The following is a 17,799-nucleotide window of genomic DNA, read 5'->3' as shown; positions in this document are numbered from 1 at the left end:
CTGAGCAATTGATCCGAAAATCATACATAGCGCAGCGAGTTTTGGTACATACTGGCGCTAGACCCATTCTCGACAGGAGGCATTCACATGACAGTAGCGACACTAACCGTAACCGAAGTTCTGAGCAAGCAGATCGCCAATTGGAGCGTTCTCTTTGTTAAGCTCCACAACTTTCACTGGTATGTTAAAGGAAATCAATTTTTTACGCTGCATGCGAAGTTTGAAGAGCTGTATACGGAAGCCGCCCAATATATCGACGAACTTGCCGAACGCCTGCTAGCTATTCAAGGCAAGCCGCCGGCGACGATGAAAGAGTATTTGCAGCTTGCTACCATTAAGGAAGCGAACAATGGGGAGTCGGCGACGCAGATGGTCGAAGCGACGGTGAAAGATATCGATACGCTGACAACGGAGCTGAAGCAAGGAATGGAAGTCGCTCAAGCTGCCGGTGACGAGACGACGTCGGACATATTGCTGGCAATCCACACATCGCTGGAAAAGCATCGCTGGATGCTGAGCTCGTTCTTAGGTTAAAGAATTTTTACATTTTGTTAATACGAGTGTAATACGGAATTAACGCAGATGGGTACAATGAGGGAATATACTCGGACGGAGGATGTCCCTATGAGCAGAGCGCTTCACATTGTCCTGTTTGCCGCAACGTGTGCGATCGTTATATACCTTGCTGCCGAAAGCGATCCGGTACAGGGAACGAACGGTGCAGCCAAAGACCCTAATCCTATGAAAATCAATCAAGAGCAATTCAACCGGATGCAGCAGCAGCCGGAGCAGTTCGTTTCCCGATAACATGGACAAGCCCGGTGCCATATTGGCGCCGGGCTTTCGAATATGTGTACAGGCTTAAAGCGATTAAATCCAATCTTGGCGGCGGTGCTCAACGAGATCGATGGCGCCAAGAACGATGTGAGCCGCGCCGAAGCCCATGATGCCCATAGCGAGGTTGCGGTTGCGGCCAAGGAGTGCTGCTCCGGTAGCGGTGACCGCCGTTCCCAAAATAGCAGGAATAAGACCTTCTCTCATTGTCATCGTTTCTCCTCTCGGTCGATTTTTGATGGTTTACGGATATAGAATAAGCCTGACCGGTTATTTTCATACGGTTTGCATTTGCATTGTTTTGCCTGCAACTTTATAATTGAAGAACGTGCGAAAGGGGGATTTTCCAGTTGACGGAGCGTATAGCTTTGAAGGAGTGGGCGTCCACCGTCGCAGCGCTGCGGGAAGGGAAGCAGATCGTACTGCTGCGCAAAGGGGGCATCGCGGAGGAAACGAGAGATTTTCGGCTTCGCTCGCATTCATTTTACTTATTTCCCGCCTATGAGCATCAGAAAAAAGAGCTTCTGAAGGAAGAATACCGCCCGCTCGTCGATGAGACACTAGCGGTGTGGAGTCCGGAAGACGAGACCGTGACGATAGATTGCCGCGCCGAGGTGGCGGAAGATATCGAACTGACCGAATTGTCGGACGTTGAGAAGCTGCTCCCTTATCATATATGGACGGAACGGTTTGCCGAGGAGCGTCTGCACTGGAAACGTCTGAAGCCGCTGCATCTTCTGATCGTTCGGGTGTACAAGCTCGACACGCCGTTAGAGCTGAGGCTGGATCCCGGGTATTTCGGCTGCAAGTCTTGGGTAGAACTGTTGGAAGAGCCTGCCGGGCGGAGCGGGACCGCCGTTCTGCCGGACAGCGAATTTCAGAGCAAAGTCGACGACATTCACAGGGCGCTGCGGAGATAAGCGCCGTCCACTTGCATTGCGAAACTCCGTGAAGGAGTTTTTCTCATTTTCGGAACAAATGTACTTTTAAGTTCTCATTTTGTTTGTTATAATAATTATTATTTGAGAATCACTGATAATCATTCACAGAGTGATTACTGATAAATGTAAATGCCACGGAGGTAGGAAGAGAAATGAGCACACCGAAATTAACGATTGATGGGCTGCGTGCCACGATTGAAGGCAAAGAAATTTTGAAAGGTCTGAATCTGGAAATCAAAGGCGGCGAAGTTCATGCCATCATGGGTCCGAACGGAACCGGTAAATCGACGCTGGCTTCCACGCTGATGGGCCACCCGAAATACGAGGTAACGGAAGGCTCTGTAACGCTGAACGGCGAAGACGTCCTGGAGATGGCTGTTGACGAGCGCGCCCGCGCCGGCCTGTTCCTGGCGATGCAGTATCCTAGCGAAATTACCGGCGTAACGAATGCGGACTTCCTGCGCAGTGCCATCAATGCCCGCCGCGGCGAAGGCAACGAAATTTCGCTGATCAAGTTCATCCGCCAGATGGAAGCAAAGATGAAGGAGCTGGAGATGAACCCGGAGTTCATGCACCGGTATTTGAATGAAGGCTTCTCCGGCGGCGAGAAGAAGCGTAACGAAATTCTGCAAATGCTTATGCTCGAGCCGGGCATCGTGATTCTCGACGAGATCGACTCCGGCCTTGACATCGACGCGCTGCGCATCGTAGCTACCGGCGTCAACGCTATGCGTTCCCCGGAGCGCGGCTTCCTGATCATTACTCACTACCAGCGCCTGTTGAACTACATTACGCCTGACTTCGTTCACGTCATGATGCAAGGGCGCATCGTTAAGTCCGGCGGACCGGAGCTGGCGGAGCGCCTCGAGAACGAAGGTTACGATTGGGTAAAAGAAGAGCTGGGCATCGTAGACGAAACGGTCGGCGGACAAGAAGAAGAGTTCAAAGTGCCGATGAATACGACTGCGCCAAAATATTAATGCGGGGGAGGTAACGAGGATGACACAGGCAACACTTCCGATCGACTCCCAAGCGGTATTGGAGAGCGCAAAGAGCCGGCAGGAGCCGGAATGGATGACAACACTGCGCAGCAAAGCATTGGAGCTGGCGCAAACGCTGGAGCTGCCGAAGCTGGAGAAGACGCGGATCGACCGCTGGGATCTCAGCTCGTTCGGCGCCTATAAGCAGCCTGCCGCACTCGGCAATCTGGAAGACCTTCCGGAAACCGCCAAGTCGCTGGTAAACCCGGACAATTTGATCATTCAGCGGAACTCGGGCAAGGTGTATGGCACATTGTCGCAGGATCTGGCGGCCCAAGGCGTGATTTTCACGGATTTGGAGACGGCCGTACGGGAGCATGGCGAGCTGGTACAAAACTATTTCATGAAAGCAGTGAGCACGGACGAGAACCTGCTCACCGCGCTGCATACCGCTTCCTGGAGCGGTGGCGTCTTCCTGTATGTGCCGAAGAACGTTACGGTATCGCAGCCGCTTCAAGCGCTGTTCCTTACGGACGATGCGACGGCAAGCTTCTCGCCGCACGTGCTGATTGTCGCTGAAGCGAACGCCTCCGTCACTTACGTCGATAATTTTATCTCCGAGGGCGAGGGCGCACAAATCGTTCAGAACGGCGTTGTGGAAGTATTCGCAGCGGCGGGAGCATCGGTACAGTACGCCTCGGTGCACAGCATGGGCAAGAACGTAACCGATCTGACGTACCGCCGGGCTATTTTGGATAATGATGCGAAGATGCAATGGGTCGTTGGCGAGCTGAACAACGGCAATACGATGTCGGACACCACTTCGGTGCTGCGCGGCAACGGCTCCAATTCGGATACGAAAGTCATTTGCGTAGGCACGGATGAGCAGAAGCTCAACCTGACGACGCGCAACATTCACTGGGGCAAAGCGTCGGAGAGCGATATGATCACCCGCGCAGTTATGCGTGACGAAGCGACGGCAATTATCAACGGCATTACGAAGATCGAGAAGGGCGCAACCGGCGCGAACGGCCAGCAGACGGAAAAAGTCCTGATGCTGAGTCCGAAAGCGCGCGGCGACGCCAACCCGATCCTGCTGATCGACGAAGACGACGTAAAGGCGGGCCATGCCGCTTCCGTAGGCCAAGTGAACGCGGAGCAGGTGTTTTACTTGATGTCCCGCGGTATCTCCCGTGAAGAAGCGCAGCGGCTTATTATTTACGGCTTCCTTGCACCGGTCGTGTCGGAAATTCCGATCGAGCGGCTGGAGGAGCAGCTGCAGCGCCTTGTAGAAAGGAAGCTGGGCCAATGAACACGTCCGCGATCCGAGAACAATTCCCGATTCTGCATCAGCAGGTGAACGGCCATCCGCTCGTTTATTTGGACAGCGCCGCGACTTCTCAGAAGCCGATATCGGTTATCAACGCAGTGAAGGCGTATTACGAGCTCGACAACGCCAATGTTCACCGCGGCGTTCATACGCTCGGTTCGCGGGCTACGGACGCTTACGAAGGTGCACGCGCCAAGCTGGCGCGCTTCATTGGAGCGAAGTCGGAGCAGGAAATTATTTTCACGCGCGGCACGACGACGGCGATAAATCTCGTAGCGTCGAGCTATGCGCGCTCGATTTGCGGCGAAGGCGACGAAATTGTGCTGACGCCTATGGAGCATCACAGCAACTTGATTCCGTGGCAGCAGGTCGCCAAGGCGACCGGCGCTACCTTGAAATATATTCCGCTGCAGCCGGACGGAACGATCTCGCTGGCGGATGTGGAGCAGACGATCACCGGCCGGACGAAGCTCGTTGCCGTCGTGTACGTCTCCAACGTTCTTGGCGTTATCAATCCGGTCAAGGAAATCGCGGCAATCGCGCATAAGCACGGGGCCAAAATTTTGGTCGACGGTGCGCAGAGCACACCGCACATGAAAGTCAATGTACAAGAGCTCGATATTGATTTCTATGCTTTGTCCGGTCATAAAATGTGCGGTCCGACCGGAATCGGAGCGCTGTACGGCAAGAAGTCGCTGCTGGAATCCATGGAGCCGATCGAGTTTGGCGGCGAAATGATCGACCATGTCGATTTGTACGAATCGACGTGGAAGGAGCTGCCCTGGAAGTTCGAGGGCGGAACGCCGATCATCGCCGGAGCGGTCGGATTGGGCGCGGCGATCGATTTTCTGAACGAAATCGGACTGGATGAAATCGACCGGCATGACCGCCGACTGGCCGCTTACGCGGTGGAGCGGTTTAAGGAGATACCGGATCTGCACATCTACGGTCCGCTGGAAGGCCGAACCGGTCTGGTTACCTTTAACATCGGCGATATTCACCCTCACGATGTGGCGACGGTGCTGGACGCGGAAGGCATTGCCGTTCGGGCCGGCCACCACTGCTGCCAGCCTCTGATGAGGTGGCTGCAAGTTACGGCGACCGCGCGAGCGAGCTTCTATCTGTATAACACCGAAGACGATATCGACCGTCTTGTTGATGCGATACAGAAGACAAAGGAGTACTTCGGCCATGCAATTGGATGATTTGTACCGCCGCGTCATTATGGATCATTATAAGAATCCCCGGAACCGCGGCCAGTTCGCGGATGCGGAATCGGTAACGATCGATCTGAACAACCCGACCTGCGGGGACAAAATATCGCTGCAGATGAAGGTCAAGGACGGCGTTGTCGATGCGGCCAAATTCGTCGGCGAAGGATGCTCGATCTCGTTGTCCTCCGCCTCGATGATGACGGATGCCGTTAAGGGGAAGTCGCTGGACGAAGCGCTGCAAATGGCGGAGAGTTTCTCCGGGCTCATGAAGGGCGAGCATCCGGAGTTTGAATATGAGGATATTGAAGCATTGTCCGGCGTCAGCAAGTTTCCTGCCCGCATCAAGTGTGCCACGCTTGCGTGGAATGCGCTGCGCAAAGGAATCGAGCAGGTGAAGAGTCAAGAACAAGCGTAACGGAATAAGCAAGCTAATAGGAGGTTGAATTCGATGGCGAAGCAAATGCCGGAATTGGATGATTATAAGTATGGGTTCCGCGACGAGCATAAAGCGGTTTTCCAATCAGGCAAAGGCTTGACGCGGGAAATCGTTGCGGAAATCTCGCGCATGAAGGGCGAGCCGGAGTGGATGCTGGAATTCCGCTTGAAGTCGCTGGAGCAGTTTTTCAAGATGCCGATGCCTCGCTGGGGCGGCAACTTGGACGATTTGGATTTTGACGACATTCAGTACTACGTGAAGCCTTCCGATGTGAAGGGCAAGACGTGGGAAGAAGTGCCGACAGAGATTAAGGAAACGTTCGACAAGCTGGGTATTCCGGAAGCGGAGCAGAAGTTCCTCGCCGGCGTTTCGGCGCAATACGAATCCGAAGTCGTTTATCACAGCATGCAGAAGGAGCTTGAGGATCAGGGCGTTATTTTCACGGATACCGACACGGCGCTTCGCGAATATCCGGAGCTGTTCCGCGAGTACTTCGGTACGGTTATTCCGCCGAGCGACAACAAGTTCGCCGCGCTGAACTCGGCTGTATGGTCGGGCGGTTCGTTCATTTATGTGCCGAAGGGCGTCAAGTGCGAAATTCCGCTGCAGGCGTACTTCCGGATCAACTCGGAAAACATGGGCCAGTTCGAGCGTACGCTGATCATCACCGATGAAGATTCGTTCGTACACTACGTAGAGGGCTGTACGGCACCGATCTACTCGACGAACTCGCTGCACAGCGCCGTCGTTGAGATCATTTGCAAGAAAAATTCCCGCGCCCGTTACACGACGATTCAGAACTGGGCGCCGAACATTTATAACCTCGTTACGAAGCGCGCGGTCGCGGAAGAGAACGCAACGATGGAATGGGTCGACGGCAACATCGGCTCCAAGCTGACGATGAAGTATCCAGCTGTCGTGCTCAAGGGCCGCGGCGCGAAGGGCATGGTGTTGTCCATCGCGGTTGCAGGCAAGGGCCAGCATCAAGACGCAGGGGCGAAGATGACGCACCTGGCGCCGGAAACGACTTCGACGATCGTCTCCAAGTCGATCTCGAAGCACGGCGGCAAAGTGACGTACCGCGGTCTCGCCTCGTTCGGCCGCAACTCGGCCGGCTCGAAGGCGAACATTAAGTGCGATACGCTCATTCTCGATAACCAGTCGACGTCGGATACGATTCCGTACAACGAAATCCTGAACGACAACATCACACTGGAGCACGAAGCAACCGTATCGAAGGTGTCGGAGGATCAGCTGTTCTATCTGATGAGCCGCGGCTTGAGCGAGGCGGAAGCAACTCAGATGATCGTTATGGGCTTCATCGAGCCGTTCACGAAAGAGCTGCCGATGGAGTATGCGGTGGAGATGAACCGCTTGATCAAGTTTGAGATGGAAGGCAGTATCGGTTAAGCCTTGTAGCATCGATTTCTGTAATACGAGCGATACCGGTTCAAGAAGCTTGATAAAATTAATGCCGAAGCTGCGCGGCCGCAAACGAAAAGAGGCACCTCAAAGTCATCATTGATGATCGAGGGGACCTCTTTTCTCATTTTTTACAACACTTCATTCTTCTTCTCACTATTTCAAGAAATAGTACCAATACGCCATTTCAATGGATTCCCCGACCGTTTTCGGTACATAGCCTCCATATCGCGACATTGCATGCGTATCTGTCCCCCCGGCGAAAGTTCCGATCCCTACGGCTGCAACAAGGAACCCAAAGATGACCCCGGCCTTCCGTTATATCGATGACTATTCGAAATCTACAACTGGCTAGGCAGCCATACTTGTGTCGATCGAAATCCCGCCTGTTGCGGACATTAACACACACACTCGGAGTCCATAACGGATATTTTGTTGATAACTGGTGCACCTTAGAACCGAAGGGGGTTGCACATTGATGACTCAGACCGTAAATGAGTATTTTGAACAATTGGTTTCTAGCCAAGAAAATCTTACGCATCAAGGTGTTGCCTATTGGTTCGCCTATTCGAACTTTTCAACTTGGCAGTTTTGGACTAATCTGGTCATGCTTATTGCTCCACTGATACTCGTTTACTTGTTCATTGATCGTTCGAGGATATACCAGATTGGTTTTTTTGGATATTCTACGCATGTGCTTTTTGCCTATACAGATACGTCTGGCATACGTTATGGGCTATGGGGATATCCCTATCATGTCCTTCCTTTCCTGCCCAGTATTTCATTAGATGCGTCACTGATTCCTGTAGCTATTATGTTCGTATATCAATGGACCCTCGAACGTAATAAAAACTTTCATTTATATGCTTTTTTGACGGCATTGGCATTTGGATTTGGATTCAAGCCAATTTTGGTCATGTACGGATTATTTGTTAAGTATAAATGGGTAAATTACATCATCATCTTTTTGATTTATTTAGTTCTTTTTGAGGGAGCTTACATGTTAACCTCTTTGTTTCAAAAAATGAAAACATCAAAAATCAAATCGATTTAAACTGATGTAGCGGGAGGAGTACACTCAACTGATGGGAACTGCTGGAGATCATAAACGAAGACAATATCTTAGGGGGCCTGCAAAGATCCAATGCGATCAGCGGGCCCCCGTTCTTTTTTTCATAAACCAGATGAAATACATACGAGATAAGCCGAAAGTCAGCAGTAAGGAAAGCCATGTCCAGTACCAGCTCCAGTTGACGTAATGAATGAGGTTCGTATACTTCTCCACTAAGACCTCAAGGATGGTCATCCAGGACGGGAACCATACAAACCAGCCGATCTGATGGAGCATGCTCTTCTTTCTGGGGAATCTCAGATTAAACATGATACAAATAGCAGGGTAAATGAAATACTCGAAAGAAAAGCTGCTTTTTGACGCATAGGGAAACTCCCTGACGGGATATTCGATGAGTTTATATTCAACAACCAATAAGCCAAACAGCCATGTTAACGAGTGCTTGAACATGAAGATGGCCAGAGCTTCGCGGAGCATGTCCCGAGGCGTTGTTGTTACGACCATAACAAAGGTCAAGATCCAGATTAAGCCCAGAATGAGATAGTCTATCATCGACATGTTCCTTGTTGTTTAGTTGATGGATTCATTTTTTCCAAAATGGAAACAGGATAGTCGATGGGAGAACGGGTTAATGCAAAAGCTTGGTCAGCCAGCGGCTGTCCGGATCGGCAAGCAGCGTCGACCACCCGAGGGAAGCCGCGGCGTCGAGGTTGTGCCGGGCGTCGTCGACGAACAGAATCGATGCGCCGGCCGGGGCGTGGGCGGCGGCGATCCGGTAGATGGCCGGATCCGGCTTGGCACAGCGTACTTCGGCTGAGATCGTGATACTGTTCAAGTGGCTTCTTACCGGCACCAAGAAGGGGTTCAACCATTCAACCCGGTGATTGCTCAAAATGTGAATGTCGTACTTTCGGCTAAGCTGGGGCAGCGACGCAAAGGCTGGCATTGGCTGCAGATGGGTTAGCAGCAAGGCGCGGGCTTCGTCGGGAGCCTTGGCGCTTTGCAGCGAGCAGACCCAGTCCCAGAAGCCGTGCTCGCTTAGTTCTCCGGTCCACAGTGTATTGCGGAGCTCGGACTTATAGCGTCCTCGAAGCTGATCGTGCGGGATGGCGGCGGCTCCGGCCAACCAATGCCAAAACCCGTCCAAGTTCGTGCCCAGCACGCCGCCGACATCGAGATACAATTGCGTACGAATCGTCATGAACATGTTCCTTTCACTCATTGTTGAGGAACGATTCGTCATGCCAAGCCCGTATTCCTTCCGCCGAAACGGATTTATGCCTTCGTCCCGAGCTCCTGTGCAGCCATGATCGCTAGTTCTATTTTATTCAAGGCATACGGGTATTCCTGAGACATATCGAAATCGAACGGAACGTGCAAGCGGCTCGGCAGCAGTTTAAGCGCATTTCGGCCGACCTGGCCACGGCACCAATCCCCGGGCTCGGGTGGCTCTACTGGCCGGTCTTTCCATGCATGCGCAAGCCTGGGGCTGAACAGAGGCTCCGCTCCGGCGGCGAGGCAGCTGCCGTTTAGCCGAGGCCGGTAAACCGGATTCGGCGCACTGTGCCGAACTTCGGCGAACAGCTCCGGCCAATAATCGGCGCGAGAGCCGGTATGCGGCGTGCTCACGGCGAAATGATGGGCGCCGCGGTACACATCGGGTTGGGCGAACAAAATCGCGTATAAGGACTGGCCGAAGCGGATGCGTTCGGAGAGGTCGGCGAAATTTTCCAGAATGAGACCTGCAAGACGAAGACGGTTTCCGCCTTCAGGGCCGGCATAAGGAAACAGCACTTGATTCATCTGCAGCAGAGATTGAGTCTTAAAGGCCAGTGTGTCGAGTACGTGTTCTTTAAAATAAGCGCTCTGGACGATTCGTTCCTCGATAAAGTGCTGCTCGTTCACGATCAGGCAGCAAGTGAGCAGAGCCGAATCGCGCGTGCGATGAAATTCGTCCCATACGGCGATCATGAACTCCGTTACGCCGAGGTGAGGCAGCAAATGCGTGAGCCGCCTGCCGGTACGAGTGCTCTCGCGGTACAATAACAGCTGCGGGTAGGCGTCGTAGAAAATCAATCCGTTCGCCCGTTCGAGGAAGCGAAACAAGCTCTCGCGCTGCCCTGCGCCGAGCAGGCACGGCAGCAGCTCGCCCTTCAAATCGGTCATCGTCCAGCCGCCGTTGCGCGACACCATATGAGCGAGGAATGCCCAGTGCAGTTCGGGATGCTGGCGGTAGATGTCCAGATAAGCGGCGGTGCGGGTCACGTTGTTCCGGTTCAAACGGGCGGCTTCCTCGCGAAGCCGCTCTACCAGGTATTGCTCTGCAGCGGGTAAAGGAGCGATACCCCGGGGAGGACGGCGGAGCAGGCTGTCGGTTTGCTGCTTGATAAGGTTAACGCCGGCGGGCAGCGGATGGAGTACGCCGGCGGCCGGTGCTTCCTCCAGCGAATACGCGACGTTGCCCATTTTCCCTTTCAGCAGATTCAGTATTTGCTGCGGCAAAGCCCGCAGTCGCTCCAGCCATCGCCTCTTAGCTTTCCACATCGATATGGTACCCTCCCATCCCGCTCAAGGATTATTTTGTCTTGATCGGCGGACCGTTACTCTGATACCGTATGCAGAACAATTCATGGTTAGTAAAATGACCGCTATTCAAGTTGAGCGGTTTATGGTTAACTAAGGTAGGATAGGAAAGTTTGATAGAATCGTTGTGAGGAGTGGTAGCATTGATACATAAGTGGAAGCGGGCCGGGTTGACCCTCATGATGGGTGCCGCATTGACGGTCGCCGGCGGATGTCAGTCTGTGGGCGGCGTAGATCTCGGGAAAGCGCTGGATCAGTATGTGTCACAAACGTCGATTGAAGGGAAAGGTTCTTGGAACATTGAGTTGATCCCTGGTAAAGGAACGTATCGAACAGATGAAGAGAAGGCGATCGCGCAGCTTCTCGGCGGTCTGAAGCTGGAGCTGACGCGCATGGCTGTCAAGGATCCAAGGCATGCTTCGCTCGAGGGGACGATTCGTTATCGGGAGCAGGCCGTTCCGTTTACGTTCCAGCTCGATGATCAAAAGTATGTGCTGCAGCTCGACGGCGGCCAAAAGCCGATCATATGGGATCGAGCGCAAGAGGCCGAGAATGGCTTGTCTTTATCGATGTTCAGCACGTTATGGCCTGAGCTGGCCAAGCATGAGCACGAGTTCTCCACATTGCTCGCGAAGTTTGCCATCAAGCATGCACCGAACCCTTCGGTGCTGACGGTATCGCAGGCGAACGAATCCGTGAACGGTGAAACGATGAATCTTCAGAAAGTCCATGTGGAAGTAAAGGGAACGGAATTGGCGGAGCTCGGCAAAGCTCTGCTGAAATCCGCTGTGTCCGACGAGGAAGGCATGAAGGAGCTGCTCGGTCAGCTGTATGATCTGTTTGCTCCGGTGCTGAAGGAAGCGTACCAGAAGTCCCTGGACGAAATGAAGAGCGAAGAGGAAGATGGTTACGTCGAGATATACGAAGAAATGATGTCTTTATATATGGCTTATTTGGACAATAAGACGTTAACCGTCGAGTTCCTGTTCACCTCCTTGCAGCAGTATGCCGGCAAAGTGCTGAAGGAGCTTGAACAACCGGAACCGGCCGAAGACGAGTTCGAGGACTTCGAGGACTATGAATACGATGAATATGGCAGCGAATGGGATCGGCTCTTTACCGAGCGCTTCTCCCTGAAGGCCGACTGGTCGCTCGACAGCTCGCTTAACGTGCGGAAATCCCATGTCGAGCTGGAGCTGCCGTTGGAAGACGATGAAGAGCAGGAGCCGGTGATCGGGCTGCGAATCGTCGGAGATACGGAGCTTTGGAATCACAACCGGCCGGTGGAAGTGACGGCTGTCTCCACGACAGCCGGGGCGCTGCAGGTGGGCGGGGAGGACGGCGCGGAAGGCGTGGACGTACTCGCCAATTTCAAACCGGGCTCGGCCGTATACAAGCTGCTGAAAGACGATTTGCATATTACCCGCCAAACGGTAACGTTGTTCGTTAACGATGAGTACGGTATGTACGAATACGATTCCTCCCATCCTTATGTTACTTCCGACGGCGTGTCGATGGTACCTGCCCGTTTCATCGCCGAGCGCTTCGGCGCCGAAGTGACGTGGGACGAGGCGAACCAGTCGGTCGGCATTAAGGACGAGCGTTCCGGCGCGGTCATCGGGCTGAAGCTTGGAGAAGCGACCGCTCAGTTGAACGGCACCGAGGTAACGCTGGTTAGCGCGGCGGTGAACCGGAATGGAACGACTTATGTTCCGCTGCGCTTTATTGCCGAGTCGTTCGGCGCCAAGGTGGAGTGGGACGAAGAAGCGGGACTTGTAACGATGACAAGGGAATAACCTATACACAACGTAAACAAAGCACCTCCTGCAGTACCGGTCTTGACGACGGTCAACTCAGGAGGTGCTTTATTTTGCCTATTCGTCTTCGGACCTGGGCCCCGGCATCTTTGCCGAAGTCCGCCCGGGCAGTCTGCCGGCACGCTGGGCCGCATCGCGCAGCAGAAATTCGATATGCCCATTCACGCTGCGCAGCTCGTCGGCCGCCCATCGTTCAAGTATCTCATAGAGCGCCGGATCGAGGCGCAGCGGAAAATTTTTCTTACCGGCCATCTCAGTTCGCGCTTAGTACAAGCTTCCGGCGTTGATAATCGGACTCGCGGCCCGGTCCGATACGATCGCCACCATCAGATTGTTGATCATGGCCGCCTTGCGTTCGTCGTCGAGCTCGACGATATTATGCTCCTGAAGCTGGGCCAGCGCTTGCTCTACCATACCGACTGCGCCTTCCACGATCTTCTGCCGCGCTGCCAGAATGGCGGTTGCCTGCTGCCGCTGCAGCATCGCGCTGGCGATCTCCGTCGAGTAGGCGAGGTGAGTCAGCCGCGCTTCGACGACTTGAACGCCTGCGGTTTCGAGCCGGTATTGCAGCTCGCGGGTCAGCTCGGTGGCCACGAAATCGGCATGGCTGCGCAGCGAGATTTCATCCGTGTCGTAGGCATCATAAGGATATTTCGAAGCGACATGGCGAAGCGCGGCCTCGCTCTGAATTTCAACGAACGTTTCATAATCGTCAACCTCGTACAGCGCTTTTGCCGAATCGACGACCCGGAATACGACAACCGCGGCAATCTCGATCGGATTTCCTTCCACATCGTTCACCTTGAGCTTGGCACTGTTGAAATTGCGAACTTTCAGCGATATTTTCTTGCGGACCGTGAAAGGAGTGACCATCCAAATGCCGCTGTCGCGGACCGTACCTTTGTACTCGCCGAAAAAGGTAAGCGCCAGAGCTTCGTTCGGCTGTACGACGGCAATGGAGGAGACGATCAATATAGCCGCGACCAGACTTGGAATCGCCAGAAGGAAGCTTTGCATGACGAAGCCCAGAATACCGGTCAGAAGCAAAAGGATGAAGGCGAGCATTGCGATAAAGCCGTTCAGAGCATACGCTTTGTTCTCTCTCATAGGGTAACAGCTCCTTGTTCATGTTATATATCAACTTGATATTTACATGATATCACTTTTTCAAATAAATGTAAACTTCCATTTCGTGTATGTACACAGCTTTGACTTTGCATGACAGGAAGTGCTATAAGTGAATCAAATCGATTGGAGGAGGCAGGGGAAGATGGAGCATATCAAAACGGAGGAAGCTTTTCGGGAGCGCATCGCTGACGGCACGATGACGGTGGCCGTATTCAAGACGACCTGGTGCAAGGACTGCCATTTCATTGAGCCGTTCATGCCGGATCTCGAGCGCGACTATGAAGGACGGATCCGGTTCATCCAGATCGACCGCGATGAGCTGCCGGACTTGTCCTTGGAGCTGGGCATTATGGGCATTCCAAGCTTTATCGCCTATCGGGAAGGGCAGGAGCTCGTACGTTTCGTCAGCAAGCTGCGCAAGACGCGGGACGAGATCGAGCAATTTTTGAATCGGGCTCTGGAAGTGGCTGCCGCCCTGCCCAAATCGTAAAGGCTCTCGTTTCAACCTTTTGTAACAATTGCGAATGGCATTGCCGGGCCGCGTTCGTTATAATTGATAACGAAAGTAGGTGCTAACACATGAAATTCCAAGCGTTAAAATGGTCCGCCTACGGGTCGGCAATCGTCATGTTTATCGTCGTGCTCATGGGGGCGCTTGTCACCAAGACCGATTCCGGCTTGGGCTGCGGCCGCGAATGGCCGCTCTGTAACGGCAAGTTCGTGCCGGAATACACGATCTCCACTATGATTGAATATAGTCACCGCGCTGTCACCGGCGTTATCGTGCTGCTCTTGCTCGCGGCTGCGATTCTTGTCTGGCGCGTGGATAAGCGCCGGGATGCGAAGCGCTTTGTCGGCGGTGCGATCTTCTTCACGTTCCTGCAGGCGGTACTCGGGGCAATGGCCGTCGTATGGCCGCAGTCGCCGCTTATTTTGGCCTCGCATTTCGGTTTGTCGCTCCTCGCCTTCGCCTGTACGCTGCTTCTTGCGATGCTGTATACCCGCAGAGGCCAGACGGCGGCCAAGGAGGAAGCCGTGCGGCCGAGCATGCCGTCTCCGCCTCTGTTCCGGGCAGCGGTATGGCTGTCTACGGTCTATTCGCTAGTCGTCATTTATCTTGGAGCATACGTCCGGCACATGAAATCGACGGGAGGCTGTTTAGGATGGCCGCTGTGTAACGGCGAGCTCATTCCGGAGCTGTCCGGGGCAACGGGGATTGTGTTTATGCACAGAGTCGCCGCTGCGCTGCTGTTCATCGTGCTGCTTCTGCTGTTCCAGATGGCGAGACGCAGCTTTCCGGCCGAACATCGATTGACGGCAAACGCCCGTAACGCGTTCATCCTGGTCACCTTGCAGGTCATCTCCGGCGCTTTCGTTACATGGACGGTGGGCATTTCAGGCTGGGGACTGCTGGCGGCGCTCGCACACACTGTATTAGTTTGCGGATTGTTCGGTGTCCTGAGCTACTTGTGCGTTGCGACCTTAAGCTCGCAGCGGGCCGTCGTATTACAAACTCAGAGGAGCACGGTCTGATGGAAAGTCCTCTGCGTGCTTACACTTGCAAAGAAGGGCATGCCTTGACGCCGATTAGCGGCGCCAAGGGCAGCCCTTTTCCTATTGCTGATAATACCTATCAAAGAAAGATCAGGTGCGCACAATGACGAACCCGCAGCTTCAATCGAATGCTTCCAGCGGAATTGCCGGACTATGGCCGCATTTTGGATTTGTATTGGTCTATGTCCTGTGGGGGATTAATATTTCCTCGCTCAAAATCGGCGCGCAGGAGTGGAATCCGCTCGTCTTCAACGGGCTAAGATATGTCATTATCGTTCCTTTTCTATGGATTTACGCTTACGGGTTCCTGCGCCGGCGCGAGCTTTCCTTCCGCATGCCGCCTCGCGATCTGCTGCTGATCTGCGGGCTCGGCGTCTTGTCGGCGATCGGCATGGAAGCGATGCTGCAGTATGCGCTGCAGTTCTCCAATGCGGCGAACGGAGCTGTACTGGGAAGAGGCTTTATGCCGATCGTTACGGTCATTTTGTCGCTGCTGCTGCGTGAGATAAGGCTCAGCTGGAGCATTGCGATCGGTTTGCCGGCGGCCTTCGCAGGCGTCCTGCTGATCGTGTCCGGAGGGGCCGGCGGTTTCCATTTCGGTCCCGATACGCTGCGCGGGGACGTGCTGCTGCTGCTGCGCAGCTTTATGGGAGCCTTTTACCTGATCGGGATGAACCGTCTTGTCGCCAAGTACCCGCTGCCTTTGCTGCTTGCCTTTGAGATGACCGCAGGGGCCGTATCGCTGCTGCCGTTCGTCTTGACGCTTACCGATACCCATCAATTGGCGCAAATCAGCCCGGTCGGTTGGGGAACTCTACTATATACGGCCTTATTGGCCACACTGGCAGGCTTCGCTATACATAATGCAAGTCTGGCCCGGCTCGGACCTTTCAAATCTTCGGCTTACGGGTATTTATTGCCGCTTACCGCGGCGGTCGGCGGCTGGCTGCTCTTGGGTGAAGGGATTTCCGCTTACCAGTATGCAGGCGGAGCTTTCATTCTTGCGGCCATGTACGTAATTCAACGCGACCGCATGCAGACGATGCATAGGAAGCAGCCGCAGGCGCCGGGAGGCAACCACTAAATGATTCGAGGTGACATCCATGCTGCGCGTATTGTTTAACGAACCGAAACGGACGATGAAGGACGGGCAGCGGCAGGTGACGGAGCAGTTGAACCGGTTTATCGGCGGCTTGTCCGACGGGACGTTTCGCGCGGCTAAGAGTGAACAGAAGCTTGCTCAATATGCGATATGGAGCCGCGGCTTTCAAGTCGGTCTGGATGAATTGGAGCAAAGCGTATATTGCAGCGTCCGCTACGCCGAGAGCATCAAGTCATCGTTCGTCGAGGATATGGAGGAAGGCGAGCATGACGAATATCGGCGATTCGTCTATTTTTACAAGAACGGCTTGATCCGCGTCTTTTCGCTTCTCGACAAGCTCGGATATTTTTTGGACGATTGGCTGCAATTGCAAACGGAGCAGGTAAAGCCGCATTTTTCGTTCTTTACGGTGCTGCGGCGCATGTATGAGCGGCATGCCGTACCGCAGCTGCAGCAGCAGCTGTACGAGCTGAAAGCCGCCCATAAGCAATCGCTTACGAATCTGCGGAAGCAGCGCAATATGGAAATTCATTATGTCAACGCTGAAATGCTGGACGATTGGAAGCTGAACGCTTACCGCCCGGGAGACAAATTCGCCGTGGAAAATGTCAGGTTTGAAGCACAGGAGCTCAGCGACGCCTATGCCATGGTGGAGGGCTGCTTGCTGGCCGTGTTCCGATATTTGAATGAAACGGCCGAAGAGAAACAGCAACGCAAATAAAGAGCCGCAGCAGGCTGGCCATTTGGGCACTCCTTGCTGCGGCTTGACGTTTACCGACCGGATGCATTACGGGGAAAGAGAGCCGGGCACCGGATCATGATCGTATTTGAGCGGGTCGGCACCAAAAGGAGGAGCTTCATCCGCTGTTCGTTCTGTCGTGCCGGATTGCCGCATTTCCCGCTCTAGCTCAAAATCGGCATCCAGCAATTCCGTATTCAGACTGCTTAGCAAATCATGAAGGCGGCCGACCTGATGATAGGCTTGAAGGCTGCGGAACGCTTCAGGTTTGTACTCCTGCTGCAGTTGCTTCGACAGCTTCTCGTAAGCCTCTTTCTCTTCGGTGCCGATCTGGCCGCGGTAAGCTTCGGCGCACTGGGACATCAGCTCTCTCGTCGTTTCCTGCAGCTTGTGAACGGCCTGCCTCATTCCGGCAATGACCTCGCGCTTTTGCTCATGGGACATGTCCGCCTTTAACAGAGCGGAGCCGTCCAGCAGGAGCTGGTTGCCGTAAGCCTCGCAGGTTTTCCGGGCGTTTGCGGCTGAAGCCTGATCCAGCTGGAGGCCGTCGATCGCTTCCTTCAATTCCGACAACCGCTCTTGCACGTCTGTTAACATTCCTCGTTCCACCGCCTTGTTATCTTCGCAACGATCAACTCTATTGTTCG

Annotated in this window: 21 protein-coding genes; 14 read left to right on the top strand and 7 right to left on the bottom strand. The window is 54.0% G+C overall.

Annotated features, from left to right (window positions below):
- The first annotated feature begins 87 nt into the window (after positions 1 to 87).
- Both ACFFK0_RS02600 and ACFFK0_RS02595 read left to right on the top strand, forming a co-directional pair.
- Positions 88 to 534 carry a Dps family protein gene (locus tag ACFFK0_RS02600; RefSeq protein WP_377468324.1) on the top strand — a complete coding sequence of 149 codons (447 nt, stop codon included), beginning with the start codon at positions 88 to 90 and terminating at the stop codon, positions 532 to 534.
- A 90-nt stretch (positions 535 to 624) separates the two neighbouring features.
- A complete protein-coding gene (locus ACFFK0_RS02595) occupies positions 625 to 807 on the top strand; it encodes a hypothetical protein (protein ID WP_377468323.1) in 183 nt (60 codons plus the stop codon).
- 63 nt (positions 808 to 870) lie between these two features.
- Here ACFFK0_RS02595 and ACFFK0_RS02590 read toward each other — a convergent pair whose 3' ends face one another.
- Positions 871 to 1,041 carry an asparagine synthase gene (locus tag ACFFK0_RS02590; RefSeq protein WP_377468322.1) on the bottom strand — a complete coding sequence of 57 codons (171 nt, stop codon included), beginning with the start codon at positions 1,039 to 1,041 and terminating at the stop codon, positions 871 to 873.
- A gap of 143 nt (positions 1,042 to 1,184) precedes the next feature.
- On the opposite strand from ACFFK0_RS02590, the gene ACFFK0_RS02585 reads away from it, so the two are divergent.
- The 7 genes from ACFFK0_RS02585 to ACFFK0_RS02555 all read left to right on the top strand — a co-directional run bounded on the left by ACFFK0_RS02585 (position 1,185) and on the right by ACFFK0_RS02555 (position 8,211).
- Positions 1,185 to 1,754, top strand: coding sequence for a DUF1802 family protein (locus tag ACFFK0_RS02585; protein ID WP_377468321.1), 570 nt, complete (start codon positions 1,185 to 1,187; stop codon positions 1,752 to 1,754).
- A 173-nt stretch (positions 1,755 to 1,927) separates the two neighbouring features.
- Positions 1,928 to 2,755 carry a Fe-S cluster assembly ATPase SufC gene (gene sufC / locus ACFFK0_RS02580; protein WP_377468319.1) on the top strand — a complete coding sequence of 276 codons (828 nt, stop codon included), beginning with the start codon at positions 1,928 to 1,930 and terminating at the stop codon, positions 2,753 to 2,755.
- A gap of 19 nt (positions 2,756 to 2,774) precedes the next feature.
- Positions 2,775 to 4,067, top strand: coding sequence for a Fe-S cluster assembly protein SufD (gene sufD, locus ACFFK0_RS02575; protein ID WP_377468318.1), 1,293 nt, complete (start codon positions 2,775 to 2,777; stop codon positions 4,065 to 4,067).
- The gene (locus ACFFK0_RS02570) at positions 4,064 to 5,290 is read left to right on the top strand and encodes a cysteine desulfurase (protein ID WP_377468317.1); all 1,227 of its coding nucleotides are present in this window, start codon (positions 4,064 to 4,066) and stop codon (positions 5,288 to 5,290) included. The genes sufD and ACFFK0_RS02570 overlap by 4 nt, the downstream gene beginning before the upstream one ends.
- Positions 5,277 to 5,714, top strand: a complete 438-nt coding sequence (gene sufU / locus ACFFK0_RS02565; RefSeq protein ID WP_377468316.1) for a Fe-S cluster assembly sulfur transfer protein SufU — start codon at positions 5,277 to 5,279, stop codon at positions 5,712 to 5,714. Before ACFFK0_RS02570 ends, sufU begins: the two co-directional genes overlap by 14 nt.
- A gap of 33 nt (positions 5,715 to 5,747) precedes the next feature.
- Positions 5,748 to 7,145, top strand: coding sequence for a Fe-S cluster assembly protein SufB (sufB, locus tag ACFFK0_RS02560; protein ID WP_377468315.1), 1,398 nt, complete (start codon positions 5,748 to 5,750; stop codon positions 7,143 to 7,145).
- Between the two features lie 490 nt (positions 7,146 to 7,635).
- On the top strand, positions 7,636 to 8,211 hold the full coding sequence (locus tag ACFFK0_RS02555; RefSeq protein WP_377468314.1) for a CBO0543 family protein: 576 nt from the start codon (positions 7,636 to 7,638) through the stop codon (positions 8,209 to 8,211).
- Positions 8,212 to 8,307: 96 nt separating this feature from the next.
- On the opposite strand, the gene ACFFK0_RS02550 is transcribed toward ACFFK0_RS02555, so the two are convergent.
- The 3 genes from ACFFK0_RS02550 to ACFFK0_RS02540 form a co-directional block, all read right to left on the bottom strand.
- On the bottom strand, positions 8,308 to 8,781 hold the full coding sequence (locus ACFFK0_RS02550; protein WP_377468313.1) for a CBO0543 family protein: 474 nt from the start codon (positions 8,779 to 8,781) through the stop codon (positions 8,308 to 8,310).
- Positions 8,782 to 8,857: 76 nt separating this feature from the next.
- The gene (locus tag ACFFK0_RS02545) at positions 8,858 to 9,430 is read right to left on the bottom strand and encodes an HAD family hydrolase (RefSeq protein ID WP_377468312.1); all 573 of its coding nucleotides are present in this window, start codon (positions 9,428 to 9,430) and stop codon (positions 8,858 to 8,860) included.
- A 74-nt stretch (positions 9,431 to 9,504) separates the two neighbouring features.
- Positions 9,505 to 10,773 carry a DUF2515 family protein gene (locus ACFFK0_RS02540; protein ID WP_377468311.1) on the bottom strand — a complete coding sequence of 423 codons (1,269 nt, stop codon included), beginning with the start codon at positions 10,771 to 10,773 and terminating at the stop codon, positions 9,505 to 9,507.
- A 182-nt stretch (positions 10,774 to 10,955) separates the two neighbouring features.
- Between ACFFK0_RS02540 and ACFFK0_RS02535 the strand changes: the two genes are divergently transcribed.
- Positions 10,956 to 12,608 carry a copper amine oxidase N-terminal domain-containing protein gene (locus tag ACFFK0_RS02535; protein ID WP_377468309.1) on the top strand — a complete coding sequence of 551 codons (1,653 nt, stop codon included), beginning with the start codon at positions 10,956 to 10,958 and terminating at the stop codon, positions 12,606 to 12,608.
- Between the two features lie 78 nt (positions 12,609 to 12,686).
- Here the strand turns inward: ACFFK0_RS02535 and ACFFK0_RS02530 are convergent, their stop codons facing one another.
- Together ACFFK0_RS02530 and ACFFK0_RS02525 are read right to left on the bottom strand one after the other, a co-directional pair.
- Entirely contained in the window at positions 12,687 to 12,881 is a 195-nt protein-coding gene (locus ACFFK0_RS02530; protein ID WP_377468308.1) for a type II toxin-antitoxin system antitoxin, read from the bottom strand.
- Between the two features lie 12 nt (positions 12,882 to 12,893).
- Complete coding sequence (locus ACFFK0_RS02525) at positions 12,894 to 13,736, bottom strand: SPFH domain-containing protein (protein WP_377468307.1); 843 nt, start codon at positions 13,734 to 13,736, stop codon at positions 12,894 to 12,896.
- 163 nt (positions 13,737 to 13,899) lie between these two features.
- Between ACFFK0_RS02525 and ACFFK0_RS02520 the strand changes: the two genes are divergently transcribed.
- From ACFFK0_RS02520 to ACFFK0_RS02505, 4 genes are all read left to right on the top strand, one after another.
- Positions 13,900 to 14,247 carry a thioredoxin family protein gene (locus ACFFK0_RS02520; RefSeq protein WP_377468306.1) on the top strand — a complete coding sequence of 116 codons (348 nt, stop codon included), beginning with the start codon at positions 13,900 to 13,902 and terminating at the stop codon, positions 14,245 to 14,247.
- 89 nt (positions 14,248 to 14,336) lie between these two features.
- On the top strand, positions 14,337 to 15,290 hold the full coding sequence (locus ACFFK0_RS02515; protein WP_377468305.1) for a COX15/CtaA family protein: 954 nt from the start codon (positions 14,337 to 14,339) through the stop codon (positions 15,288 to 15,290).
- Between the two features lie 124 nt (positions 15,291 to 15,414).
- Complete coding sequence (locus tag ACFFK0_RS02510; protein WP_377468304.1) at positions 15,415 to 16,395, top strand: DMT family transporter; 981 nt, start codon at positions 15,415 to 15,417, stop codon at positions 16,393 to 16,395.
- Between the two features lie 19 nt (positions 16,396 to 16,414).
- On the top strand, positions 16,415 to 17,134 hold the full coding sequence (locus tag ACFFK0_RS02505; protein ID WP_377468303.1) for a Cthe_2314 family HEPN domain-containing protein: 720 nt from the start codon (positions 16,415 to 16,417) through the stop codon (positions 17,132 to 17,134).
- A gap of 66 nt (positions 17,135 to 17,200) precedes the next feature.
- On the opposite strand, the gene ACFFK0_RS02500 is transcribed toward ACFFK0_RS02505, so the two are convergent.
- Positions 17,201 to 17,749, bottom strand: a complete 549-nt coding sequence (locus tag ACFFK0_RS02500) for a hypothetical protein (RefSeq protein WP_377468302.1) — start codon at positions 17,747 to 17,749, stop codon at positions 17,201 to 17,203.
- Between the last annotated feature and the right edge of the window lie 50 nt (positions 17,750 to 17,799).

The organism is Paenibacillus chartarius (assembly GCF_042432825.1).
GTDB lineage: Bacteria > Bacillota > Bacilli > Paenibacillales > NBRC-103111 > Gordoniibacillus > Gordoniibacillus chartarius.
This window is presented reverse-complemented; position numbering and strand designations above follow the sequence as displayed.